At 52.1% G+C, this 24,963-nt stretch carries 24 protein-coding genes; 11 read left to right on the forward strand and 13 right to left on the reverse strand.

The features are described 5' to 3' along the window. Positions 1-17: 17 nt before the first annotated feature. Positions 18-1,217, reverse strand: a complete 1,200-nt coding sequence (gene manA, locus BL249_RS02445; protein WP_099704908.1) for a mannose-6-phosphate isomerase — start codon at positions 1,215-1,217, stop codon at positions 18-20. Positions 1,218-1,413: 196 nt separating this feature from the next. On the opposite strand from manA, the gene fumC reads away from it, so the two are divergent. After that, positions 1,414-2,811 (forward strand): class II fumarate hydratase, encoded by a 1,398-nt coding sequence (gene fumC / locus BL249_RS02450; protein WP_099704909.1) that lies wholly within the window; start codon positions 1,414-1,416, stop codon positions 2,809-2,811. A 53-nt stretch (positions 2,812-2,864) separates the two neighbouring features. Here fumC and tus read toward each other — a convergent pair whose 3' ends face one another. Further along, on the reverse strand, positions 2,865-3,794 hold the full coding sequence (tus, locus tag BL249_RS02455; RefSeq protein WP_099704910.1) for a DNA replication terminus site-binding protein: 930 nt from the start codon (positions 3,792-3,794) through the stop codon (positions 2,865-2,867). A 123-nt stretch (positions 3,795-3,917) separates the two neighbouring features. Further along, complete coding sequence (locus BL249_RS02460) at positions 3,918-5,180, reverse strand: MFS transporter (protein WP_099704911.1); 1,263 nt, start codon at positions 5,178-5,180, stop codon at positions 3,918-3,920. Positions 5,181-5,275: 95 nt separating this feature from the next. Between BL249_RS02460 and BL249_RS02465 the strand changes: the two genes are divergently transcribed. The 3 genes from BL249_RS02465 to bioD all read left to right on the forward strand — a co-directional run bounded on the left by BL249_RS02465 (position 5,276) and on the right by bioD (position 8,280). Beyond that, positions 5,276-6,166 (forward strand): LysR family transcriptional regulator, encoded by an 891-nt coding sequence (locus BL249_RS02465; RefSeq protein ID WP_099704912.1) that lies wholly within the window; start codon positions 5,276-5,278, stop codon positions 6,164-6,166. Between the two features lie 126 nt (positions 6,167-6,292). Further along, positions 6,293-7,510 carry a sugar metabolism global transcriptional regulator Mlc gene (gene mlc, locus BL249_RS02470; protein WP_099704913.1) on the forward strand — a complete coding sequence of 406 codons (1,218 nt, stop codon included), beginning with the start codon at positions 6,293-6,295 and terminating at the stop codon, positions 7,508-7,510. 116 nt (positions 7,511-7,626) lie between these two features. Then, positions 7,627-8,280, forward strand: a complete 654-nt coding sequence (gene bioD / locus BL249_RS02475; RefSeq protein ID WP_099704914.1) for a dethiobiotin synthase — start codon at positions 7,627-7,629, stop codon at positions 8,278-8,280. Positions 8,281-8,317: 37 nt separating this feature from the next. On the opposite strand, the gene osmV is transcribed toward bioD, so the two are convergent. The 4 genes from osmV to BL249_RS02495 are packed head-to-tail and all read right to left on the reverse strand — an operon-like array spanning position 8,318 to position 11,774. After that, positions 8,318-9,454, reverse strand: coding sequence for an osmoprotectant ABC transporter ATP-binding protein OsmV (gene osmV / locus BL249_RS02480; RefSeq protein ID WP_099704915.1), 1,137 nt, complete (start codon positions 9,452-9,454; stop codon positions 8,318-8,320). Continuing rightward, positions 9,454-10,101: an osmoprotectant ABC transporter permease OsmW gene (gene osmW / locus BL249_RS02485; RefSeq protein ID WP_099704916.1), complete on the reverse strand. Its 648-nt coding sequence runs from the start codon at positions 10,099-10,101 to the stop codon at positions 9,454-9,456. The genes osmV and osmW overlap by 1 nt, the downstream gene beginning before the upstream one ends. 9 nt (positions 10,102-10,110) lie before the next feature. Next, positions 10,111-11,037, reverse strand: coding sequence for a glycine betaine ABC transporter substrate-binding protein (locus BL249_RS02490; RefSeq protein WP_099704917.1), 927 nt, complete (start codon positions 11,035-11,037; stop codon positions 10,111-10,113). A gap of 20 nt (positions 11,038-11,057) precedes the next feature. Continuing rightward, positions 11,058-11,774 carry an ABC transporter permease gene (locus BL249_RS02495; RefSeq protein WP_099704918.1) on the reverse strand — a complete coding sequence of 239 codons (717 nt, stop codon included), beginning with the start codon at positions 11,772-11,774 and terminating at the stop codon, positions 11,058-11,060. A gap of 421 nt (positions 11,775-12,195) precedes the next feature. On the opposite strand from BL249_RS02495, the gene BL249_RS02500 reads away from it, so the two are divergent. Beyond that, positions 12,196-13,674: an MDR family MFS transporter gene (locus BL249_RS02500; protein WP_099704919.1), complete on the forward strand. Its 1,479-nt coding sequence runs from the start codon at positions 12,196-12,198 to the stop codon at positions 13,672-13,674. Here the strand turns inward: BL249_RS02500 and BL249_RS02505 are convergent. Together BL249_RS02505 and BL249_RS02510 are read right to left on the reverse strand one after the other, a co-directional pair. Further along, complete coding sequence (locus BL249_RS02505) at positions 13,653-13,949, reverse strand: DUF1161 domain-containing protein (RefSeq protein ID WP_241898824.1); 297 nt, start codon at positions 13,947-13,949, stop codon at positions 13,653-13,655. The two genes, BL249_RS02500 and BL249_RS02505, sit on opposite strands and share 22 nt — an antisense overlap. A gap of 55 nt (positions 13,950-14,004) precedes the next feature. Beyond that, positions 14,005-14,349, reverse strand: coding sequence for a DUF1283 family protein (locus BL249_RS02510; protein WP_099704921.1), 345 nt, complete (start codon positions 14,347-14,349; stop codon positions 14,005-14,007). A 100-nt stretch (positions 14,350-14,449) separates the two neighbouring features. Here BL249_RS02510 and BL249_RS02515 point away from each other — a divergent pair, with 100 nt between their 5' ends. Then, positions 14,450-14,776, forward strand: a complete 327-nt coding sequence (locus BL249_RS02515) for a YnfA family protein (RefSeq protein ID WP_099704922.1) — start codon at positions 14,450-14,452, stop codon at positions 14,774-14,776. 52 nt (positions 14,777-14,828) lie between these two features. On the opposite strand, the gene ydfG is transcribed toward BL249_RS02515, so the two are convergent. Next, positions 14,829-15,575, reverse strand: a complete 747-nt coding sequence (ydfG, locus tag BL249_RS02520) for a bifunctional NADP-dependent 3-hydroxy acid dehydrogenase/3-hydroxypropionate dehydrogenase YdfG (protein WP_099704923.1) — start codon at positions 15,573-15,575, stop codon at positions 14,829-14,831. A 189-nt stretch (positions 15,576-15,764) separates the two neighbouring features. Here ydfG and dcp point away from each other — a divergent pair, with 189 nt between their 5' ends. From dcp to BL249_RS02535, 3 genes are all read left to right on the forward strand, one after another. Continuing rightward, the gene (dcp, locus tag BL249_RS02525) at positions 15,765-17,894 is read left to right on the forward strand and encodes a peptidyl-dipeptidase Dcp (RefSeq protein WP_099704924.1); all 2,130 of its coding nucleotides are present in this window, start codon (positions 15,765-15,767) and stop codon (positions 17,892-17,894) included. A gap of 342 nt (positions 17,895-18,236) precedes the next feature. Then, positions 18,237-18,872 (forward strand): hypothetical protein, encoded by a 636-nt coding sequence (locus BL249_RS02530; RefSeq protein ID WP_099704925.1) that lies wholly within the window; start codon positions 18,237-18,239, stop codon positions 18,870-18,872. A 62-nt stretch (positions 18,873-18,934) separates the two neighbouring features. Beyond that, complete coding sequence (locus BL249_RS02535; RefSeq protein WP_099704926.1) at positions 18,935-19,384, forward strand: DUF441 domain-containing protein; 450 nt, start codon at positions 18,935-18,937, stop codon at positions 19,382-19,384. 16 nt (positions 19,385-19,400) lie between these two features. On the opposite strand, the gene pqqU is transcribed toward BL249_RS02535, so the two are convergent. Then, complete coding sequence (pqqU, locus tag BL249_RS02540) at positions 19,401-21,503, reverse strand: TonB-dependent receptor PqqU (RefSeq protein ID WP_199073419.1); 2,103 nt, start codon at positions 21,501-21,503, stop codon at positions 19,401-19,403. A 165-nt stretch (positions 21,504-21,668) separates the two neighbouring features. Next, positions 21,669-22,070, reverse strand: coding sequence for a winged helix-turn-helix transcriptional regulator (locus BL249_RS02545; RefSeq protein WP_099704956.1), 402 nt, complete (start codon positions 22,068-22,070; stop codon positions 21,669-21,671). Between the two features lie 117 nt (positions 22,071-22,187). Here BL249_RS02545 and BL249_RS02550 point away from each other — a divergent pair, with 117 nt between their 5' ends. Together BL249_RS02550 and BL249_RS02555 are read left to right on the forward strand one after the other, a co-directional pair. After that, positions 22,188-23,045, forward strand: a complete 858-nt coding sequence (locus tag BL249_RS02550; RefSeq protein WP_099704927.1) for an SDR family oxidoreductase — start codon at positions 22,188-22,190, stop codon at positions 23,043-23,045. 145 nt (positions 23,046-23,190) lie between these two features. Continuing rightward, positions 23,191-24,006 carry a Cof-type HAD-IIB family hydrolase gene (locus tag BL249_RS02555; RefSeq protein WP_099704928.1) on the forward strand — a complete coding sequence of 272 codons (816 nt, stop codon included), beginning with the start codon at positions 23,191-23,193 and terminating at the stop codon, positions 24,004-24,006. Between the two features lie 298 nt (positions 24,007-24,304). On the opposite strand, the gene BL249_RS02560 is transcribed toward BL249_RS02555, so the two are convergent. After that, positions 24,305-24,829 carry a YagU family protein gene (locus tag BL249_RS02560; RefSeq protein WP_099704929.1) on the reverse strand — a complete coding sequence of 175 codons (525 nt, stop codon included), beginning with the start codon at positions 24,827-24,829 and terminating at the stop codon, positions 24,305-24,307. Between the last annotated feature and the right edge of the window lie 134 nt (positions 24,830-24,963).

Here is a 24,963-nt window from a genome sequence, read left to right on the forward strand (position 1 = left end):
TGAATGATAACAGCTATTTAAGAAAGTGTCTTTGCTTCGCTTTCATCCAGCTGATTATAGACCCGCGCAACGCGACCGGTTCCGGCAAGCATTACGGGTGACTCACAGGCAGGTACAAAGCAGGATTCGCCGGGTGCTAATTCAATCTGCTGATCCTGGCGGCTGATGATGGCTTTTCCTTCGACACAAAACAATATTGCGGCGCTCTGCTGGCTGATGCGGCTCGGTGTCGGTTTAACAGTATGTAAAGCAAAAGCAAAGTCATCAACCGGTATCGGAAAAATCAGCATGTCACCTTCCGCCTGTGGCTCCGTACGCAAGGACGCATAAGGTTTGGCGCGAAATTCCAGATTGGCCAGCAGCTCGGGAATATCGATATATTTAGGCGTCAGTCCGGCGCGCAATACATTGTCGGAATTTGCCATTACTTCCAGCGCCACGCCATCAAGATAGGCATGCGGTGTTTGCGCAAATAAAAACATCGCTTCGCCAGCTTGCAGCGTAATCACATTTAGCAGCAACGGCGAAAACAGACCGTTATCCTGCGGATAATCCACCGCGATAGTGCGAATGATATCCCAGGGTTCACCCTGCTGACTGTTGAGCGCCGCTTTTAGCACGCCGATTGCCCGGGTTTTGCTGTCACCTTCCATTGACAGCAGGCTGGTGAACAGATGGCTTAAGCGTTGCTCATCCGGTGCCTGCAGAAAATGGGCGATAGCGGGGTGGGCGCCGGCTATCGGTTGCAGCAATGAAATCATTTCGTCCTGCTGGCGAAAACCGTTAATGGCTTTAAACGGTGTCAGTGCGAAAACCAGTTCAGGTTTGTGGTTGGCATCTTTGTAATTGCGTTCAGGGGCGTCAAGGGGAATACCCGCTGCATTTTCTCTGGCAAAACCGGCTTCAGCGGCAGATTTACTCGGATGGACCTGAATTGACAGCGGCTGAGCTGCACTGAGTACTTTGAATAAAAAAGGCAATTCGCCAAAGCGGCGGGCCACTTTTTCTCCGAGCATGGCCTGCGGATTGTCGGCGATAAGGTCGCGTAATGAGCGTTGTCCAGTGGGCGTAACGACATGTGAAGGGCTTTTCGGATGAGCCCCCATCCAGAGTTCGGCCAGCGGACGGTGATCGGGATTGGCGATATGGTAAAGCTCGGTTAAGGCGGTTTTACTGCCCCATGCATAATATTGCAGTGAATTAATTAATTTTTGCATGATTAATACCCATATTGGCAGTGAGTTAACTGTTGGCTATTAAAACAGAAAGCCGCGGAAAAGACATTCAATGAGCAATAACTCCGGCTGAGTCTCATAATATAATGTTGATCTATGTCACTCTATGCGGCGAGCTTTCCGCCGGCAGCGGCAGGAAAACCGTTAATAATTGATATTTGTGCTAAAGGAGACAGTAATGGTTGCCAATCGCATTGAAAAAGACTCAATGGGGCCCATCGATGTACCGTCTGAAAAGCTATGGGGCGCACAGACTCAGCGTTCACTGGAACATTTTCGTATTTCAACCGAGAAAATGCCGACCGCTTTGGTGCATGCACTGGCGCTGACTAAGCGGGCTGCAGCAAAGGTTAACCAGGATTTAGGCCTGCTGCCGGCCGAGCGCGCTGCGGCGATTATTAAAGCGGCCGACGAGGTGCTGGATAATCAGCACAGTGACGAATTTCCGCTGGCTATCTGGCAAACCGGTTCCGGCACCCAGACCAATATGAACATGAATGAAGTGCTGGCAAACCGCGCCAGTGAATTGCTTGGCGGTGAGCGCGGTATGTCGCGGCTGGTTCATCCCAATGATGATGTGAACAAGAGCCAGAGCTCTAATGACGTGTTTCCTACGGCAATGCATGTGGCGGCGGTGATTGCATTACGCGAACAGCTTATCCCCCAGTTACAGCAGCTGAAAAACACCCTGAGTCAGAAATCAGACGCGTTTAAAGATATTGTTAAAATCGGCCGCACGCACCTGCAGGATGCCACACCGTTGACGCTCGGGCAGGAAATTTCCGGCTGGGTGGCCATGCTGGAGCATAACCTTAAGCATATTGAAAACAGCATTCCCCATCTGGCTGAACTGGCCCTGGGGGGAACCGCAGTGGGCACCGGGTTAAATACCCACCCTGAATATGCTGTACGTGTGGCAAAAGAGCTGGCAGCGCTCACCAGACAACCCTTTATTACTGCGCCAAACAAGTTTGAATCCCTGGCAACCTGCGACGGACTGGTGCATGCGCATGGTGCGCTGAAGGGGCTGGCGGCATCGATGATGAAGATTGCCAACGACGTGCGCTGGCTGGCTTCAGGTCCGCGTTGTGGGATTGGTGAGCTGGCTATCCCGGAAAATGAACCGGGTAGCTCAATCATGCCGGGTAAAGTGAACCCGACCCAATGTGAAGCGGTAACCATGCTGTGCTGTCAGGTAACCGGCAATGACGTGGCCATTAATATGGGCGGCGCATCAGGGAATTTTGAACTGAATGTCTATCGCCCGATGATTATTCACAATTTTCTGCAATCGGTGCGTCTGCTGGCCGATGGTATGGACAGCTTTAATCATCATTGTGCCAGTGGTATTGAGCCTAATCGCCCGCGGATCAGCCAGTTGCTTAACGAGTCATTGATGCTGGTAACGGCGCTTAATACCCATATTGGCTACGATAAAGCGGCTGAAATTGCTAAAAAAGCGCACAAAGAAGGCCTGACGTTAAAAGCGTCAGCGCTGAAACTGGGCTATCTCACGGAAGCGGAGTTTGATGCCTGGGTACGACCGGAAGACATGGTTGGCAGCATGAAACAGTAGCCTTAAAGGGCCGCGGTTTGCGTGATTATTTCACCGGGCTTCGGCCCGGTTTTTTAGCCTGGTAAGTCACTGTACAGATGCAAACGCGGTATCAGCGGCCACAATTGCTGTGCCGTTGGTTTATGACGGTGGGTTATCCGCTGTTGGTCATAGTTGGCTAATACCCCCAGTTTGGGTAACTGATCGGCATTCTGGCACAGAATCAGCAATGGAGAAGGGCAGGCCAGCTGGGTTTGTTTTTGCTTCTGTGCCTGCCAGATGCGTGCAACCGGCTGCACTTTAACCGGTCGGCGGATTTTTAGCTGAGCACCGGCAGGCAGCGCATCAATCAGGGCAATCTCGTGGCGCAAATTGTCTGCCCACTGCTCACGCTGCCAGCCAGGCGCAGCGCGACCGCCTTGCAGACTGGCAAGTAACTTTTCCCGCAGCACAGTTCGGTCAACCCGTTGAATAATTTGTTTATTTGCCCAGCCAAAGCGTACGCTGTCTGGTGCGTCCAGCAGGGTAATCGTTCGGTATGCATTCAGGGTAATCAGCCCTGGTAACTGTTGATGGACAAACTCAAAACGTTCGGCCGCGGCAACCTCCGATTCCAGCGTAATAATCTGCTCAAGCCGGTTTTTCAGCAGGTTAATATGCCTGACCTGCTGACGTAATGCGTCAGCCAGCGCAGGCGCTGCCTGCAGACAAAGTGCCCCCGGTAACCTGACAGCAGATTTCGTGCTACGTTGCGCCGGCTGTTGCTGCATAAATAGCAGGCTATAATGTTGCAGCGCCTGTGCCAGCGCCGCTTGCGCCAGTAACGGCGTCACCTGAAGCTGTGGCCGGGGATCATGTTCTTCACCTTTGGTTATCTCAGGTAACACGAAAACCCGGGCCGCCAGCAGGGGCAGGGCGGTTATCTGCTGTTGTAACTGGTGCAGAGCCTGTTCCAGTGCATTAATACACTGATGGAGCCGTTCAATTGCCTGATATCGGGACATAGCGGGAATTTTAGTTACAACATACTATTGATTATTTAATAAACGGTACCCGAATGCAACCCCCGCAGATAAAGCTATTCCAGCAGAAGGCGGTGCCCGGCTCTACTGCGGACACCGCTGTAATCAGACCGCACGGTTTTTCAGCTGTTTTCCAATATACAAGGCAATAATCAGCAGGGTGCTGATAAACAGCGTGATGCCGGGCCAGCCAAACCGATGCCAGAACAGGCCTCCGGCAGTACCGGCAAGGCTGGAGCCAAGGTAATAACTGAACAGATACAGTGAAGACGCCTGGCCCTTCGCACGTTTTGCCCGCGGACCAATCCAGCCACTGGCGACGGAATGGGCGGCAAAAAAACCGGCGGAAAAAAGCATCATTCCGCCCAGGATAAGCCACAATGAACTGAACAGGGTCAACAGTAATCCTGCCAGCATCACGCCGGTGGAAAACAGCATGACGCGACCACGACCAAACACAGCGGTCATCGCTCCGGCCTTAGGTGAACTCCAGGTGCCGGTCAGATAAACCACAGAAAGCAGACCGACAATCGCCTGATTAAGTGACCACGGCGGCGAAACAAGTCGGTAGCCAATATAGTTAAAGAGCGTGACAAAGGCGCCCATCAGTAAAAAGCCTTCGGCAAACAGGAGCGGCAGACCCGGATCACGCCAGTGCAGACGGAAGTTAATTAATAAATTTTTTGGGCGCAGGGACGTCGGGCGAAAGTGCCGTGAAGGTGGCAGTATTTTCCAGAACATTAATGCAGAGGCCAGGGCAAAACAGCCGATGGTGGCAATAGCAGCGCGCCAGGAAAAAAAATCCGCAATCACACCGCTAATTAATCGACCGCTCATGCCGCCAATAGAATTACCGCTAATATAAAGCCCCATACTAAAGGCAATAAAACCCGGGTGTATTTCTTCGCTAAGATAGGTCATCCCTACCGCGGCAACGCCGCTCAGCGCCAGACCGGTGAGGGCGCGCATCAGCAAAATGCCATGCCAGCTTGTCATGGTTGCAGATATCAGGGTGCATAACGCTGCCAGCATCAGGGCGGTGACCATCACTGATTTACGTCCGATAGCGTCTGACAACGGACCGGTTATCAGCAAACCAAATGCCAGCAGCGCGGTGGAAACCGACAGTGACAGGCTGCTGGTTGCCGGTGAAACGGCAAATTCTTGTGATAGCAGTGGCAGAATCGGCTGCACACAATATAACAGGGCGAAGGTCGCCAGTCCGGCAGAAAACAGCGCTAGCGTAACGCGAATAAACTGTGGCGTACCGCGCTGAATATACTGCGTAGTGGCATGATGCGAGGGCGCGCTAGCAACGGATGGTTGTTCGGGCTGATCGAGTAGTGATGATGCAGAAAGACGACTCACAGGAAATCCTTTACGACATTGCAACGGCAATGCTTTCAAGCTTAAACAGCACTATGTATTATGTCTAATATATTAATAGTCTGGAATAATATGTTATGCATATTGAATTGCGCCATTTGCGCTATTTTATTGCCGTGGCGGAAGAATTGCATTTTGGCCGCGCCGCACAGCGGCTGAATATTTCCCAGCCACCGCTGAGTCAGCAAATTCAGATGCTGGAAAAACAAATTAATGCCCGACTGCTGGCACGCAGCAACCGCCGCGTAGAGCTGACGGCCGCCGGTGAGCAATTTTTACTCGATAGCCGTCAGATTCTGGCTAGTGTTAACCGCGCGGCGGAAAAAGCGGCGCGTCTGCATGCCGGTACTCACGGCGAATTACGTATCGGGTTTACCTCTTCTTCACCGTTTATAATTCAGGTCTCGGATGCGCTTTCCAGTTTCCGTTATCGCTATCCCGACGTGCATTTGCAAATGCAGGAGCTTAATACCCGTCAGCAGCTGGAACCGTTAAGCGATGGCCGCCTTGACCTTGGAGTGATGCGAAATACCGAGTTATCTGACTCACTGACCTGGCGTTTACTGATGCGCGAGCCCTTGTGTGCTTTGTTTCATCGCGATCATCCCCGTGCCCGCGCGGGGAAAATTTCGGTGCGCGAGCTGGCCAATGAGCCTTTTGTATTTTTTGATCCACATGTCGGGACCGCGCTGTACAGTGAAACACTGGCCCTGATGCAACGTTATCAGGTGAGTCTCAGTATTACCCAGGAAGTGGGGGAAGCCATGACCATCATGGGATTGGTTGCCGCCGGTCTTGGTGTATCGATTTTACCCGCCTCATTTCGCCGCGTCTCACCACCGGAGGTGGTCTGGACGGCGCTGAATGAAGCCGATGCCTTGTCAGAAGTCTGGCTGGTATGGTCACGCCAGCGTGAACCGGCTGCGGCCTTGCTGCATATGATTGCGATGCTAACCGGCGATCAATGAGACGTCAGTAGCGGCATTATGTGCAGTAAATCACATATCTAATCAAATAGTTGAGGAAGCACTGTAACTGTTTCACCATCGCGGTAAGCTTTATTTTACAGCGTGAAAATAACCGGAGTGTGGCAGGTGCTGGGGGAGAGTCAACCAGGTCATATTGATCAGATAAAAAAAATAAATGCCGGCGTTGTTTATCGCCTTATTGACCAGCACGGCCCCATATCCCGCATTGAATTGTCTAAAAAAGCGCAACTGGCACCGGCCAGTATTACCAAAATAGTGCGCGAAATGATTGACGCTCAGCTGGTAACTGAAACGGAATTTCAGGAAATGGCCAGTCGGGGTCGGCCGGCAACCGGGTTAATTGTAGCTAGCGGAAACTGGCACTATCTGGCATTGCGAATTGGCAATGGTGAACTGATAATGGCTCTGCGTGACCTTGCCAGTCGCTGTATTATTGAGGAAAGTCGCCCGTTACCCGTCGACGATGTCCGTCCGTTACAGTTTCTGATTGCCGGACAAATTGATGCGTTTTTTTTACGACATCATGACAAACTGGCGCGGCTAACCGCTATCACTATCACCGCACCTGGCCGGGTAAATGCCAGCCTGGGTATTATTCACAGCATGCCGTTTTATCCGGTCAACGAGATGCCACTGGCCTCATTTTTATCATCGCGTATTGGCTTACCGGTATTTCTGGCCCACGATATTTATGGCTGGACGCTGGCCGAAGCGTTATTTGGTGCGGCTCGCGGTGGCCGTGACGTTATTCATCTGGTTATTGATGATAATGTCGGTGCCGGGGTGATAACCGGTGGACGTATCCTGCATGCGGGTGGCGCATCGCAGGTTGAAATTGGCCACATCCAGCTTAATCCACAAGGCCGGGCCTGCTATTGCGGCAATCAGGGCTGTCTGGAAACCCTGGCCAGTGTTCCTTATTTGCTGGACGAGGCCGCGCAACAGCTCAGAGACTATCCTGATTCTCTGCTTCATCAGCAATTACTCACCGTCGGGGCACTTTGTCAGGCCGCACAATGCCAGGATCCGCTGGCGCGCCAGTTAATTAGTGATGTCGGTCAGCGTGTAGGTGGCTTGCTGGCAGTGATGGTCAACATCTTTCATCCAGAAAAGATCGTTATCGCCTCACCGCTTAATCAGGCGGCAGCGGTACTTTATCCGGCCATCCGACGCGCTATCAGCCAGCAAGCATTATCATCGTATGGTGATAGGCTGCAGCTTGAAGCTTCAACAATTAATAGTGCGGGCACTCTTGCCGCTGCCGCGCTGGTTAAAGAGGCGCTGTTTGAAGGCTCGTTACTGATTCAATTGTTACAAGGCTAATTTTTCACATTAACATTGCGCTAACGCAATCCCCATCACTTTTATTCTGCTTACACTTTTTTCTCGCACCGGTGAGTTGGCTTCAGCGGGAGACGTGGCATTCTGGGGAGAATGAAATGAAAAGGGTATTTGTGACAGGAACTGACAGCGCTATTGGCAAGACCGTTGCCTGCTGTGCACTCATGCAGAAACTGTCTCAGGAAGGCAAACAGGTAGTTGGATACAAACCTATCGGACGTAACAGTCTGCAAACCGCCGAAGGGTTACGTAACCCGGATGCACTGGTTTTACAGGCTGCTTCAGGGCTCAAGCTGGCTTATGACGCCATTAATCCGCTGGCCTATGAAGATGATGAAGTCAGCGTACTGTGCAGTAAACCCATTAATTATGCTGTACTGAGTCAGGGGTTAGCATCATTGTCTATGCTGGCCGATACGGTAATTGTGGAAGGTACTGGTGGCTGGCGTAATCTGCTGTGTGATTTACGGCCACTTTCTGATTGGGTAGTGCAGGAACAGCTACCGGTTATCATGGTGGTAGGTATTCAGAGCGGCTGTATTAATCATGCGCTGCTAACTTCACAGGCGATCCTCGCTGACGGTTTGCCCTTAGTCGGCTGGATAGCCAACCGGATTAACCCCGGTCTTGCCCATTACGCCGAAATTATTGCCGTGTTGAGTGAAAAACTGCCGGCACCATTACTGGGGGAAATCCCCTATTTACCGCGTCCGGAACAGCGTTCACTGGCGGATTATCTCTGCGGGATGTAAACACCTGGCGGCAGCGGACTTCCCTGTCCGCACTGAATTACAGGTCGAGCTGGCGACGGGTGCGACCAGAGCTGAGATAATCGGCAATATAATCCTGTGATATCTCGCCACTATAGCGCCCGTCTTCATCGACAATCGGCATCCAGGTGGTGTTGTGTTCGTACAGTTTAGACAGCACCACGCGCAAATTTTCTTCAGCCCGGCCAGTCACTTTAAAGGAATGTGTCAGATCGGCGCAGCTGCCTTCGGCATGGCGCGCCTCACGACGTTTGACAAAACCAAGCGGCCGGCCTTCCTCATCCACTACGGTGATTGAACGCATATCGTTATCGTCCATAGTGGCAAAAGCCTCACTAAGCGGCGTTGAACGCTGTACGGTGATCGTCGGTTGTTGATCGGTAACGTCACCGGCAGAGACCAGCAACAGACGTTTCAGCGTCCGGTCCTGACCAACAAAGGAGCCCACAAACTCATTACGCGGTTTGGCAAGCAGTTCATCCGGGCTGGCACACTGCACTATTTTGCCCTGGCCAAATACTGCGATGCGGTCGCCTAATTTTAACGCTTCATCAATATCATGGCTGACCAGCATGACGGTTTTTTTCAGTTGCCGCTGCATATCAAGAAATTCATTCTGGATTACTTCACGGTTAATTGGGTCAACGGCACCGAAGGGTTCATCCATCAACAACACCGGCGGATCGGCAGCAAGGGCGCGTATCACACCAATACGTTGCTGCTGTCCGCCTGAGAGTTCACGCGGATAGCGATGCATATATTTTGTCGGGTCAAGCGCAACCATACTCATCAGTTCGCGTGCACGCTCTGCACAGCGCTGTTTCTCCCAGCCAAGCATGCGGGGCACCACCATAATATTCTCTTCAATGGTCATATTGGGAAACAGGCCGATTTGCTGAATGACATAGCCGATATTGCGGCGCAGAGTGACGGTATCCTGGGCGCTGGTATCTTCGCCGTTAATAAAAATTTTGCCACTGGTGGCCGGGATCAGGCGGTTAATCATTTTCAGGGTGGTGGTTTTACCACAGCCGGAAGGGCCGAGCAGTACGCACATTTCTCCTTCCGGTACGTTGAGACTGACATTATCCACGGCATTAAAAGTGGTGCCGTTCTTCTGGGAGAACGTTTTAGTGAGATTTTCCAGTTTTATCATTATCGAATCCCCTTTGGAGTCAGCGCCAGCTGCAGACGGTGCAGCAGCCAGTCGAGAATAATTGCCAGCAAACAAATCATCAGCGCCCCGGCAATCAGCATGCGCACGTCGCTACCGCTAATGCCATCAAGCAGCAGCAGGCCGAGGCCGCCGGCACCAATAACGGCCGCAATCGCCATCACGCCGACGTTCATGACCACCGCCGTGCGGATACCACCAAAAATGACCGGCAGCGCCATCGGAATTTCCACCCAGCGCAGCCGTTGCCAGAACGTCATACCTATACCACGTCCGGCCTCACGCAGCCCCCCCGGCAGATTTTCCAGCGCGGTATGGGTATTACGCACAATAGGCAGCAGAGAATAGAGGAAAACGGCGGTAACCGCCGGCAGCACGCCAATCCCCTGACCAATAAGTGAAAAGAGCGGGATCATGATGCCAAACAGGGCAATAGAAGGAATGGTGAGCACGATGGTGGCCAGGCCCAGTACCGGCGTCGCCAGCCATTTAAAGCGTACAATGGCGATACCCAGCGGCACCCCGATAATGATCGCCATACCTACTGCCAGAGCAACCAGCCACAAATGCTGACCTGTCAGGCCGATAAGATACTGCCAGTTATCAATAATATAGTGAATGGTGTCCATCGTTTCCCCTTAGAGCAAGCCTTTAGATTTAAGAAAATCGCGAGCGACCTGCTGCGGTGACTGGTGGTCAATATCCACGCGTTTATTCAGCTCGGTGATCACCTGGTCACTGATGAGCGGCGAAAGGGCATTCAGGGCGTCGGCAAGACCAGGATGTGAATCCAGCACTTCTTTTCGCACAACCGGGGTAACGGCATAGCTGGGGAAGAAATGTTTATCGTCCTCAAGCACTTTCAGGTCAAAACCTTTAACCCGGCCATCGGTGGTGTAAATCAATCCGGCGTCGACAAAGCCATCGCGTATAGCGTTGTACACCAGCCCTGGGTCCATCTGGCGAATCTGTGGCCGGTCGAGCGGCATATTATAAGCTTTTTGCAGCGGCTTCATGCCGTCAGAACGGCCGGAAAATTCCAGATCCAATCCTAATAGCCAGTTATGGTCGGGATCGTGCTGGCGGATATCTTCAATTTTCGCCACCAGTTGCGACATAGTAGAAATATGCTCCTGTTCAGCGCGTTTACGCGTCATGGCAAAGGCATAGGTGTTATTCATTGGCGCCGGATTAAGCCATACCAGTCCCAGCCTGGCATCGAGCCGTTTTACCGTGTCATAGGCTTGCTGCGGTGACATCGGCTTGCTGATGTGGTTAAAAATAATTAAGGAGGTCCCGGTGTACTCCCATGTCATATCAATTTGTTTATTGATCATGGCATTGCGGCCGATCGTGGTGGCAATATTGGTCTTCGGTTCTACCTGAAAGCCCTTTTTACGCAAATACAGGGTGGTCATTGCCGAGAGGATGTGTTGCTCGGTGAAGCTTTTGGTTGCAAACACAATGGGTGTTGCCGCCGATGCTGTCAGACTTAGCACCAGGCTGGCCAGCAGCGTCAATACCAGCCGGCTCAGCCAGCGCTGTAAACAGAAAGGGGTTGCCATCACAGTCTCCTTATTGTGGTTTAAACGGCGGTATGCGGACTAAGCACTCGCCCAAGACCCGCCAGCAACATATCCAGAATTAAGGCAAACAGCGCGGTGGCGACGGCGCCAAGGATCAGGGTAGGAAAATCATTAAGATAAATACCGGGAAAAATCAGTTCGCCATAGCTGCTGGCGCCGATTAAAAAAGCCAGTGGTGCAGTGCCAACGTTAATTGCCGTGGCAATGCGCACGCCGGAAAGGATTACCGGCATTGCGTTTGGCAGCTCCACCTGACGCAGGCGCTGAATTTTGGTCATGCCCAGTCCGTTAGCCGCTTCAACCATGGCGGCGGGAACGCCAATCAGCCCGGCATAGGTATTGCGTACAATCGGCAGCAGGGAAGCCAGAAAAAGTGCCACAATAGCCGGTCGATCGCCAATACCAATAATCACCATTGCCAATGCCAGTACCGCCAGCGGGGGCAGGGTATTACCGATATTAAATATCTGCATGACATATTCTGCCCAGCGCCGGGCAGCGGGTCGACTGAGGATAATCCCGCTGGGTATGCCAACCAGTAATGCAAATAGCATTGACCAGAACACCAGCAGCAGATGTTGTTTACCCAGATAAATCAAATCAACCTGGCGGCTTTTGATGGTATCCGCGCCCAGTCCCGCAACCAGCAGAGCGATAACCACTACAATAAATAACACGGCCAGTATCGTACGCTTCCACAGCGTCGGGTTTTGCATGGGTAAGACTCTCCCTGATATCAGTGTCAGGAAACGTACAGGGATGAGGATGCCCGACGTTTCCCTTGTTATAGAAGAGGTGGCGGAGCGACAGAAAGCATAAAAATGGTGCTGATACTTTCCAAAACCGCACCAGCCTTCAGCAGTAGTGAGTTAAACCTTAGCGCAATGTTTGTTTGGCAGGCAGGTCACTAACCGCCTATAAGTCTATAGCAGCAGGGCGATGGGATTGCCAACTTTGCGTCATAAATCAGCATGATAGTTTGTGATAAATTCAGCGTAAGCCGGTGCCAGATAAGGAAATCTATCGATGAAAAAAATTTATCGAAAAATAAGTGACAATGTCACAACTACCGCACGCAGGGGAAATTGAACGGTGCCATCATCGGCTAGGCTCGGAGAACGCTAAAAAAGGAATACCATGACGGATAACACTGCACAGCACGTTCCTCATCGCCCGCTTATCCTGATCGCGGCAATGCTGGCTATGTTTATGGCCGCGATTGAGGTCACTATTGTCGCAACGGCGATGCCAAGCATTATTGCCGGACTGGGTGGGTTTTCTCACTTTGGTTGGGTATTTTCAATTTACCTGCTCACCCAGGCGGTGTGTGTGCCGTTATACGGCCGGCTTGCCGATATCTGGGGGAGAAAAAAAGTTTTTTTCCTCGGAACATCGCTTTTTTTACTCGGATCGGTTTTGTGCGGATTTGCACCTTCAATGACCTGGCTGATTTTTTTCCGGGCATTCCAGGGGCTGGGGGCCGGCGCTATTATGCCGCTAGCCTCAACCATTGTTGCCGATGTTTATGGTCCTGACGAACGTGCCAGGGTACAAGGCTGGTTATCCAGCGTCTGGGGATTCGCGGCGATTACCGGCCCGCTTACCGGTGCCTGGATTGTGCTGCATTTCAACTGGGCGGTGGTTTTCTGGGTTAATCTGCCGGTTGGCGTGATTGCAATGCTGATGCTTGCGCGCTGGCTGGCTGAACCGGTAGAAAAACAGCCGCATCGTCTGAATATTACCGGCAGTGTGTTAATGATGGTCACGGTAACCGCGCTGATTGGTGCATTATTGCAGGCGCAAATAGCCGGCGTCTGGCTGCTATTGTTACTGGCTGTGGCAGCAGGCGGTGGCTGGCTACTGTATAAACATGAGCGCAGTGCGCAGGAACCCTTATTTCCTCACGCCCTGTGGCGTAGCCGCATCCAGCTTGCCGGTAATGCCGGCAACCTGATTATTGGTGCGGCAATGATGGGCATTAGCGCATTTCTGCCGACCTGGATCCAGGGCGTAAATGGCGGAACGCCGTTAGAAGCTGGCAGTGCGCTGGCAATGATGTCGATTGGCTGGCCACTGGCAAGTACCCTGAGCGGACGTGTGATTGCCCGTACCTCTTATCGCGTGGCAGCATTAATGGGCAGTATATTGCTTATTGCCGGTTGTGGTTCCCTGCTGTTATTGCACAGTGAAAGCAGGATTGTCAGCGCAGGGCTGATGGCATTTTTAATTGGCAGCGGAATGGGCATGACCAGTACCACATTTCTGGTGGCGGTGCAGAACGACGCCAGCTATCACATTCGGGGTATCTGTACGGCGTCGGTGATGTTCAGCCGTATGCTGGGCTCTGCACTGGGAACTGCGGTGATGGGGGCGGTGCTTAATTATAATCTGGCACTGCGTTTGCCCGATTTTCACGATCCGGTGCAGCAAATGATGTCGCCAGCGCAGCGCGCTGGCTTAAGCGGGGCAGTGTTACAACGGCTGACGCAGCAGGTTGCAGGCTCACTGCACTGGGTGTTTTTCGTCGCACTGCTGTTTGCACTGGCCTGCGTGGTTGCAGCGAAAATGTTACCCGCTGCGGATCGTCCCGGTAGTTATGGCGTCGGGGAGTCCTGACTGGTGCCGGCGTTAGCCGGCACGCGGGTATCATTTTCACTGCTGTTACGGCGGTAGATGATTTTCTGTGAGTCATTTTCACAGTGACCAACAACCAGGCCGTCAGTTTGATCATCAGCCTGATCGTTGGGGACTATTTCCAGCGTAAAACCGCTTTCAGGTACCCCATTGTTGATGATTTTCTGGCTGATTTGCGCTTTTACTGATTCACAGGATGCCTGCGCCAGTAATGGGGTGACGAGTAACAGGCCGGTCAGTATCCACTTGTTATTCATCTTATTTCTCATCCTTTTGCTAAAGACCCGCGCTTACTATAGCACCTTGCGTAAATCAGGGGGTAACCGGGCGACCGGTACGACGGTCAAGACAACGCAATGAGTTAGGCTCCCAGTAGGCGTTGACGTTAAGGCTGTGTTCACAGGCGTCGCGGTTATCAAGGCCATTAGCCGCTTTATCAAACTGCTTTTCAGCCCGCTGATTTATTTTATTCCGCAAGTTGCGCGTGGCGTCCCACTGCTCTTTTTGCTCACGGGCTTCTTCACGGCTCAGCGGATTACCATTACTATCCAGAATGATGTGCTGGGTAGCCGCCTGTGCCATCTGACTCAGAGGAAGGCCACCCGCCAGAAGCGTGAACAGCAGGGCCGGGGTCAGGGATTTAATTAACGTTTTCATTAAATTGATTCCTTTTTAAGATCGCTCATAGTATATCATCAGGCGATTTATTGCCCAGTTCAACATTCGCTTCATTGAGGTAACAGAGAGAATTGTTGTGATGTTAAAAATCACGTTGTTGTTTTTTCTGACTGCATTAACAGAAATCTGCGGGTGTTATCTGCCCTGGCTGTGGCTAAAAAAGGGGGCCAGCGCCTGGTTACTGTTGCCTGCGGTGGCCAGTCTTACGCTGTTTGTCTGGCTACTGACGCTTCATCCGGTTGCCAGCGGTCGGGTATACGCCGCCTATGGAGGGGTTTACGTGATGAGCGCGCTTATCTGGCTACGGATTATTGACGGCGTCAGACTCAGCCCGTGGGACTGGCTGGGGGGCGCGGTTGCATTAAGCGGAATGCTGATTATTGTTGCCGGCTGGGGTAGCAGATAAGCAGGTCTGGCGCGATGCAGCCTTATTGCTTGCTACCCCAGGGTGTGCAGATTTAGCCTTTGTACACTTTCAGGCCGGCAGTTGTCTGCGCCACCGGCATCATTTCCAGGCTGTTAATATTAACGTGGGCAGGAAGTGTGGCTACCCACCACACGGCTTCCGTCACATCCTCTGCCGTTAACGGCGCGGTATTTTCGTATACGTTACTGGCTTTTGCCTCGTCACCTTTATAACGGACGCTGGAAAATTCGGTGCCGCCCACCAGGCCTGGTTCAATATTGGTTACCCGCAGCGCCGTGCCGTGCAGGTCGGTACGCAAATTCAGACTGAACTGACGTACAAATGCTTTGCTGGCGCCATAGACGTTACCACCCGGGTAAGGCCAGTTACCGGCGGTGGAACCAATATTAATAATATGACCACGATTGCGGGCTACCATGCCAGGCAACAGCGCATGCGTCATATAAACCAGACCTTTATTATTGGTGTCTATCATGGTTTCCCAGTCATCAACGCTGGCCTGCTGGGCCGGTTCAACCCCCAGAGCCAGGCCGGCATTGTTCACCAGGATGTCAATCGCCTGCCATTCTGCCGGCAGCCCGGCCACAACCTGCTCTATATCGGCACGGTGACGGACATCAAGCGCTATCGGCAAAAGTGCGTCACCAAGAGAACTTTTCAGCGCATCAAGCCGTGACTGGCGCCGGCCGGTGCCAATAACCCGGTGACCTTCAGCAACGAAACGGCGGGCAATACTCTGACCAAAACCGGCGGTTACACCGGTAATAAATACAATCATTCGGTTAATCCTCAGCGTTTGCAGGTTGCATTTTGTGTCAGCTTAACATGCGCTGTCAGGCTTGTTCCAGCGCATCGGGCATCACTGCTACCCGCTGGGGCGCGCAATGTCGGGATTAGCTTACTCTGCCCTGAATGGACAATCCTGGCTATGATAAAACCTTACGCCTTAAACAGGAGAGTGGCGAAAATGCGTATTTCAGTGGCATTAATGCTGGCGATGACATTGACCAGCGTTCAGGCAGAAAGCAAGGAGAACGATAACATGCAAGACTGGCAACATAACCCATTCAGTCAGCCAGCATCCTTACCCTTCCAGGCACCGCCTTTTGATCGTATTAAAGAAAGTGATTACCGCCAGGCGCTGGAAAAAGGCATGGCGGAAAAACGCCGTGAAGTGATGGCAATCGCTCAGCAGCAGGATGCACCTACCTTTGCAAATACCTATGAAGCGCTGGAACGCAGTGGCCAGTTACTCAACCGGGTAAATCTGATATTCAGTGCCATGACCGCCGCCAATACCAGTGATTATCTGCAGCAGCTGGATGAAGAAATGCAGCCGCGTCTTGCCGCGCTGCAGGATGAAATTTATCTTAATGCTACGCTGTTTTCCCGTCTGGATGCCGTTTATCAGCAACGGGATAAGCTGCATCTGGATGCTGAATCGCTGAGACTGGTGGAAGAAACCTGGCAGGCGTTTCGTCTTGCCGGTGCCACGCTTAATGAAGAACAAAAAACCCGGCTAAAAAAACTTAATCAGCAGGAAGCCAGCCTCAGCACGCGCTTTACTAACCGGCTACTGGCTGCCAGTAAAGCCGGCAGCGTACAAATAAACCTGCGTCAGGCACTTGAGGGGTTAAGTGACAGCGAAATTGCCAGCGCCCATCAGGCCGCCAGTGCCGGTGGGGGCAACGGCTGGTTGTTAGCGTTGCAAAATACGACTCAGCAACCCGCGCTACAGAGGTTAACAGATCGCCACACCCGGGAAGCATTATTTACGGCGGGCTGGCAGCGTGCAGAAAAGGGTGATGGCAATGATACCCGCGAAATTTTACTGCAGCTGGCGGATGTCCGGGCCCGTCAGGCTGAATTGCTGGGTTACCAGAGCTATGCACAATGGGCCCTGACAAATCAAATGGCGAAAACACCCGGTGTGGCGTTGCGGTTCATGCGCGATTTAGTCCCGGCGGCAACAGCAAGGGCAAAGCGCGAAGCGGCGGATCTGCAGGCGGTGATTGACCAGCAGAAAGGGCATTTTACCCTCGCGCCCTGGGACTGGCAGTATTATGCCGCACAGGTAAAACAGTCGCGTTATCATCTTGATGAAAGCGAAATCCGTCCTTACTTCGAACTGAATAACGTGCTGGAAAATGGCGTGTTTTATGCGGCTAGCCAGCTGTACGGTCTGCATTTTAAAGCGCGTCATGATATTCCGGTTTACCATCCGGATGTGCGGGTTTATGAAGTGCGCGATCGGGATGGATCGCCGCTCGGTTTGTTTTATGCTGACCTGTTTAAGCGCGACAATAAGGGTGGCGGTGCCTGGATGAGCAATTTTGTTAATCAGTCAACCTTGCTCGACAGTAAGCCCGTTATCTATAATGTTGCTAATATTCCTCATCCTCCAGCCGGCGAGCCGGTGCTACTCAGCTGGGATGAGGTAATTACGCTGTTTCACGAATTTGGTCATGCGCTGCATGGTTTGTTTGCAACACAGCGTTATCCCAGTCTGTCGGGAACCAACACCCCGCGTGATTTTGTCGAATTTCCTTCACAACTCAACGAACACTGGGCCAGCGATCCCCAGGTCTTTCGCCACTATGCCCGACACTGGCAAACCGGGGCAGTGATGCCGCAGGCGTTGCACGATAAAGTGATCAGAGCCAGTCGTTTTAATAAAGGCTATGAAATGACCGAACTGCTGGCGGCGGCGCTACTGGATATGCACTGGCACAGCATTGATGCACAGCATCTGCCACAGAATGTTGATACCTTCGAAAATCAGGCGCTAAGCCAGGAAGCCATTGCCCTGTCAGCGGTGCCGCCGCGCTATCGTTCCAGCTATTTCCAGCATATATGGGGGGGCGGTTATGCGGCGGGTTACTATGCTTACCTCTGGACGCAGATGCTGGCCGACGATGGATTCAGCTGGTTTAACCAGCGGGGTGGGCTGACCGCTGAAAATGGGCAGATCTTCCGCGACAAGGTTCTGTCACGCGGCAACAGTGAGGACCTGCAAAAGCTGTATCATGACTGGCGCGGGCATGATCCGCAAATCGGCCCGATGCTGATTAATCGTGGCCTGAAAGAAGCGCCTTAATGGGTTTTTCAGCGATGAACGCATGACAAAACACACGATATTCTCAGGATATTTATGGTGCGTTGTCCGTCACCTTGTTGTCGGGTGAACGCGGCGGCAGCGCGCGCGTCATTCAATACTATGCTGGTGCCATTGGTTCCGGCCGTAATGAGGTAGCGTTGCTGTGGCCGTGCAAGTGATGACGTTTTATTTTAAGCCTGACAAGCCGCTGCTGGCCGAAACGGCACGCTTAACCCTGAGTCCCTCAGCTGGTTGACTGGTCTGCCGCCGGCGTTTTTCATTGGCAACGCCCGTGCTTTTTGCCAAAGTGGATTCGCGATCGCTACTCCGGGAGAAACGGCTATGGCTACCATTGCCTGTTTACACGCTGCACGCAGTAATATTGCGCTTTATGAAGCGGCGCTCAGTACCATGGATTACCAGGATATTGGATTGTTACATCGCGTGGAGAGTGACCTGTTGCAGGCAGTCATGTCGGCCAACGGCATCACGCCTGAGATTGATGCGGCAATGCAGCAATCGGTGAGTGAGTTGTGCAGCGTGGCTGATGCGGTGATTGTTACCTGTACCACGCTTGGTGCTATCTGCACTAACGCAGACGCCTACCTGAAACCGGTGTTGCGGGTTGATGCAACCCTGGCGAAACAGGCTGCCTGTTATCACGGACATGTGCTGGTGCTGTGTAGCGCCGCCGCAACTCTGGCATCGACCCGCTTGCTATTTGAGACCTTATTGCCGCAGGGGCAATGTAGTGTGGAACAGGTGCCGGATGCCTGGGAAATTTTTTGTCGCGGTGATATTCCGGGCTATTACCAGGCCATCGCCAGTTATATCCATAGCCGGCCACAACGGGCGCTGGCATGTATTGTACTGGCTCAGGTGTCAATGGCCGGTGCCGCCCGCTTTATTAACACCACGCTTGCGGTACTGACCGGCCCGCAGATTAGTCTGCAGGCGGCCATTGAGGCAATCTATTGATAACTTCACCGTCCGGCCACCGGGCGAACAACGGCTGATTACGTTTTTTATGGAATGGTTGCATGTTCGATCTGTCATTTTTTATTCTGCTGCTACTGGCGGCGCTCAGCGCATTCAGTCACAACACCACCGTGACGCTGGCAATTTTGTTTCTGCTGGTGTTACGCCTGATCCCGCCGTTACATCAGGCCTTTCCCTGGATTGAAAAACAGGGTGTTACCCTGGGGATTATTGTCTTAACGATTGGTGTCATGGCCCCCCTCGCTAGCGGCAGTTTGTCCGGGCCGACGCTGATGCACTCATTGTTCAGCTGGAAATCATTACTGGCGGTGGTGATTGGAATATTTGTTTCCTGGGTCGGTGGCCGGGGGGTGGCGCTGATGAGCAGCCAGCCGACCGTTGTCGGCGGACTGCTGGTCGGGACCATCATCGGGGTGTCGCTGTTTCGTGGCGTTCCCGTCGGGCCATTGATCGCTGCCGGCCTGCTGTCATTGCTGCTCTGGCGTCAGTAACCGCCGGCCGGCGGGTTCAGTTAAAGGCGTAACTCAGGGTAGCACCGACGCTATAATTGCGCCCCGGGGCCGATTCATAATAACGCCCGTTCGATTCATTGACGATCACCGACCCGATATAGTGACGATCAAACAGATTATCTATCCGGCCAAAAAGATCCAGCTGCCAGTCACCGTGGCGAATTTTATAGCCGCTGTCGATTCCGGCAACCGTATATGCTGGCGCGATGACGCTGTTTTCATCGTCAGCGGCAATATTGCTCATATAATGTAAATCGCCGGCGGCATACCAGCCCGTTTCCGGCTGATAACCAACTGACAGGTAGCCCATATTGCGGGCGATACCCGGAATACGATGACCATTGCAATCCGCAGTACCACAGACATTGCTGCGATAGCGTGCATCCAGCAGGGTCCAGGCCATTTTCAGGCGCCAGTCATAGGCAAATTGCTGGTCAAAACCGAGCTCCAGCCCGCGGCGTTGGGTTTTACCGGCATTTTTATAGCTGGTCCGTCCGTCACTGCTGCTATCGGCCACAATTTCATTCTGGCTGTCGGTGGCAAACAGCGCCATGCTCAGTAAACCAAAACCAATCCGGGCTTTACTGCCTAGCTCGTAACTGTTGCTGGTAGCCGGTTTCAGACCGGCATTATTACCGCCGCTACTACGGTATGAACGCTCATTGAGGGTTGGTGTTTCCATGCCGCGTCCGGCGGAAGCATAGATATTCCAGCTGCGGGTCAGTGCATATTTCAGCGCGCCGGCCGGTAGCCACTGATAGAAATGGTTACTGTAACTGTCATCGCCGTTGCCGTCGGTAATGTAATCATCGTTATCGTCAAAATTGACCATGCTGTAGCGCAGCCCGGCGTCGAGGGAAAGCCGCTCAGTAAGCTGCCAGCTGCTTTGCAGATAAGGATCAATATTCCACACCAGATTGCGTTCATTGCGGCGCAAATGTCCTTTTTCGCCATAGGTATAACCCGCTGAACTGGCGATAAAGTTTTCATAGCCTTTGCGACGTTCGCTCAGGGTTTCATAATCCAGTCCGCCAGTCAGGGTAAGCGGAATCCCCGCGACGTTATCACGGTGGGTCCAGCGGCTATCAACCCCCTGATAATGACGGGTGAGATCGATAACGCCGCCGGGATGATTATCAGATTTTAACTGTGTGCTATAGGGAATTGACTGGTACTGCGTTGTCTGACGAATACCGGCGTAAAGCATCAGACTGAGATCGTCTTGTGGCGTGATTTCACGCAGATAGCGCAGACCCGCCTGACTCTGACTAACGGTTTTACGGGTATTATATTGCGTGACAATGGCAGCAACCTGGCGAGGGTTTTGTTGCCATTGTTCAGCCGTGAGTCCGCCGGGATCCTGTGCGGTAATATCCACGCAGTTAAAGAGCAACGTCAGGCTACTGCGTTCGTCAATCCGCACACCCAGCTGGGCATTGGCGAGATTTTTCTGTGCGGCACTGTGTTCACGCCAGCCATGACTGGTGAAACGACTGGCAGAAACCAGATAATTAACGTCACCGGGATGGCTGCCATCGCCGACGGCACCGCTGGCTTTAATACTGTTGCGCCAGCTGCCATAACTGCCGTACCAGCTACCATATTCCAGTGTGGCGGGCTGGCTGCCTTGCTGACTATTGATATTGACCACGCCACCGGCTGCATTACCGTACAACGCAGAAAAAGGGCCGCGCAACACCGTGACATTGTCTACCGAATTCAGATCGATATTTGAGGTTTGTCCCTGGCCGTCAGGCATGGTGGAGGGGATGCCGTCAACATAAATGCGCACGCCACGCACGCCGAATGTTGAACGGGCGCCAAAGCCGCGCACGGAAAGCTGCAAATCCTGAGCATAGTTTTGCCGGTTCTGAATCTGTAGCCCTGGGATAGCGTTTAATCCTTCAGAAAGGTTAACCCGTGGCGTTGCCTGGCGCAAATCGCTGCCATCAACGACACCGATCGCTGCCGGCGTATCCAGTTCGGAAGGCACCGTCTGGCGGGCACTGACAATCAGTGTTTCCGTCGGGGTCGTTGTCTGGTTATCTGCCGCGAAGGCCATTAATGGTGGGCAAATTAGCACGCTGGTCACTGTCATCAGTGCACCGTAAGGGGTGAGCGTTATACGTATATTCATCAGAGGTATTAATGAGCAAAAGCCATTTGGCGCAATCAAAAAGGGGCTCAGAATAACGCCTTATGTCAATTTATGAAAAGAATTTGTAACGCTAAATTAGCAGATATTAATTTTGATCTGATCTGTTTACTCACTGTTGCCAACAGCCGTTTCACCAGCAGCTGCACTGCGATGCTGCATAATGCGGCCCAGATTATTTTCCAGCCAGTCTGCCAGTACGGCGATTCGGCTTTCAGCTTCACGTCCCAACGGAGTGAGATGATACTCAACATGGGGCGGGACCACCTCATAAGCCGTGCGCTGGATGAAACCATCTTCTTCCATATGGCGCAATGTCTGGGCCAGCATGCGTTCGCTAACGCCGCCAATACGTCGCCTCAGCGCGCTAAAGCGCAGTGTTTCCTGTTTCAGAGCAATCAGCACTAATAAACTCCAGCGCCCGGTCAGTCTTTTCAGTACCTCACGTGAAGGGCAGTCAGCATTAAGCAGTTCACCTTTGCCGGGCTTGCCGGCGGGCAATTTCACCATCATCACCATGTTCCTTATACTAACATTTCTGTAAGTAATTACTTTTTGTAAGTATAAGGGGTAAGCTGGGGGCGTGAAAAGCGTAAATGCCATTATTAATAACATTGAGGAGTGCATATGATTGCTGTAACAGGTGCCAGCGGCCAGCTGGGTCGTAAAGTCATTACGACTTTACTGAACACGATTGCGGCAGATAACATCGTCGCAGCAGTGCGTTCGTCAGAGAAAGTTGCCGATCTCGCCGCACGTGGCGTACAAGTACGCAAGGCCGATTATGCTCAGCCACAAACTCTGACCACGGCCCTGCAAGGGGTAGAAAAACTGTTGCTGATATCATCCAGTGAAGTGGGGCAGCGTGAAGCGCAGCACCAGGCGGTGATTGATGCTGCGCGCCGGGCCGGAGTGAAACTGATTGCCTACACCAGCCTGCTGCATGCTGATCGCTCTCCGCTAGGTCTTGGCGTTGAACATCGGGCAACCGAAGCGGCGTTAAAAGCAAGCGGAATTCCTTTTGTCATATTGCGCAATGGCTGGTATAGCGAAAATTATGCGGCCAGTATTGCCGCTGCGTTATCTCATGGGGTTCTGCTGGGCGCGGCCGGCAGCGGACGTATTGCTTCTGCCAGCAGGCAGGATTACGCCGAAGCGGCGGCAGCGGTACTGACTACAAACAATCATGCCGGTAAAACCTATGAACTGGCAGGGGATAGTGCTTACACCTTACAGGAGTTCGCCGGACAGATTGCAATCAGTAGTGGCAAAACGGTTAGCTATCAGAATCTGAGCGAGGCGGATTTTGCCGCCCGGCTGAAACAGGCGGGGCTGCCTGAAGGGCTGGCTGCCATGCTCGCCGATTCAGATAGCGGGGCGGCAAAACAAGGGTTATTTGATGACAGCCATACCCTGAGTCAGCTTATCGGCCGTCCGACCACCCCCTGGCAGCAAACCATTGAAGACACCCTGAAAGCATTATAAACCGCGGCTCAGACTAAACGCTGACCGTGCATTTTCTGCCTGACAGCTGGCAGAATCTGACAAAATTGACGGCGGACTGAAGAGGATTTTTTCCTTTTCAGCCGCTATGCTTTGAGCATCAAACCAGGCCGTAAGGAGTATCACTTTGAGCGTCAGACTGATCGCAGTGGATATGGATGGCACCTTTTTACGCGATAACAAAAGCTATGACAACCCACGGTTTGCCCGTCAGTATGTGCAGATGCAGACACAGGGTATTCGTTTTGTAGTTGCCAGCGGTAATCAGTACTACCAGCTGCGCTCTTTTTTTCCGGATATTCACGCCGAAATTGCCTTTGTTGCCGAGAACGGCGCTTGTGTTATTAACCAGCAGCAACCGCTGTTTGTTGCCGAACTTCCACGTCAGCAATGGGAACAGTGCCTGGCGATACTGGATCGGTATGAGTTTATCAAAACGGTGATTTGCGGTTTTCACAGTGCTTACATTCGTCGTCCGTTTGACGAGGCGTTTTTTCAGCATATGTCCCGCTTTTATCATCATTTACAAGTGATTGATAATATTTGTGAAATTAAAGATACGGTGTATAAATTTGCCCTGAATATTGATGACCACCATTTTGAGTCGTTTATGCAGCACATCAGTGATGAGATGGCGGGTATGCTGACACCGGTGTCCAGCGGGCATGGTTCGGCAGATCTGATGATTCCAGGTATCCACAAAGCTAACGGCATTGGCATCCTGCAGGACCTGTGGGGGATCAGTGATGAAGAAACCGTTGCGTTTGGCGATGGCGGCAACGATCATGAAATGCTGGATAAAGCCGGCTGGGGATTTGTCATGGCCAATGCCGCTGATATTATGCGCACGCCAGGACGACTGGCTGCCGGACATAATAATCAGGATGGGGTGCTGGACATGATTGATAATATTCTGCTTAGCAGAGCGCCGTTTAATAAATAATCAGCATCAGGTATCGAACCCCTGCGAAGCGGCTGTCGTCAGTAAAGAAAAGGGAGTATCAGGGTAATCAGCCGCCGGCTTCAGAGCGGATTATCGGTAATAATGCTGGCTAAAAACCCCCCCAAAAAACCTTACATTTTTTCTGTCTATAGCATATTTTTAGCAAACTGTTCTGTAGTTCATAAAATAATGAAGACTTAACACAAATGGCAATAGAAAAAACAGAATGGGCGGCGAAGATAACGTTGTCACCCCTGGGATTTCCACCAGGGGGATAATTAATTAGTAGAGATTAAAATTATTGGAATTCCGGGTCTGGCTGTCGGGTAATGCGATTGCGGATATCTCTGCGCACCACTTCGATCGCCCACATCCATAAAATATGCCCCAGGGTCTCTGAGATAATTTCATGGGCAGGCAGTTGCCATAAAGGTGGCGCCCAGTTGAATACTGGCAACAGAATACCATGGAAGCCAATTGTTACCAGGATGGCAAAAGCGGCTCCTTGCCAAAGCTTAATAGCCGGAAACACTTCAGCAACAAAACAATAAAACATTGCAAATACAACGGAAAACAGATGATGTACCCCCGAAATCCCCCAGTTAACAACATGACCAGAATAGTGATAGATCATCTCATCGACCTTTAAGCCGAGATCATACAACATTTCAGCAGGAGGAATTGCCCGATCGGGTGTACGGGGTGGCATAGGATTTTCCGTTCCCCATTTAACAAAACTGGACAGATTGCCACCTAAAAATCCGGCCCATAAGGCGACAAAATAATGACGTGTGCTGGGTTTAGTTATAGAAAGAAAAGACATGTCAGACTCCTTTTAAATTGCGATAGCAAACTCTGGTTGAAAGCAGGAGTAGCGCGCAATTTAATATTATCTCGCTATCAGGAATGTAAAATTCATATCTGCAAATAAGTAAATTATAGCTTTGCTGATATGCA

The sequence above is a fragment of the Erwinia sp. OLFS4 genome, assembly GCF_002752165.1.
Taxonomy (GTDB): domain Bacteria; phylum Pseudomonadota; class Gammaproteobacteria; order Enterobacterales; family Enterobacteriaceae; genus Izhakiella.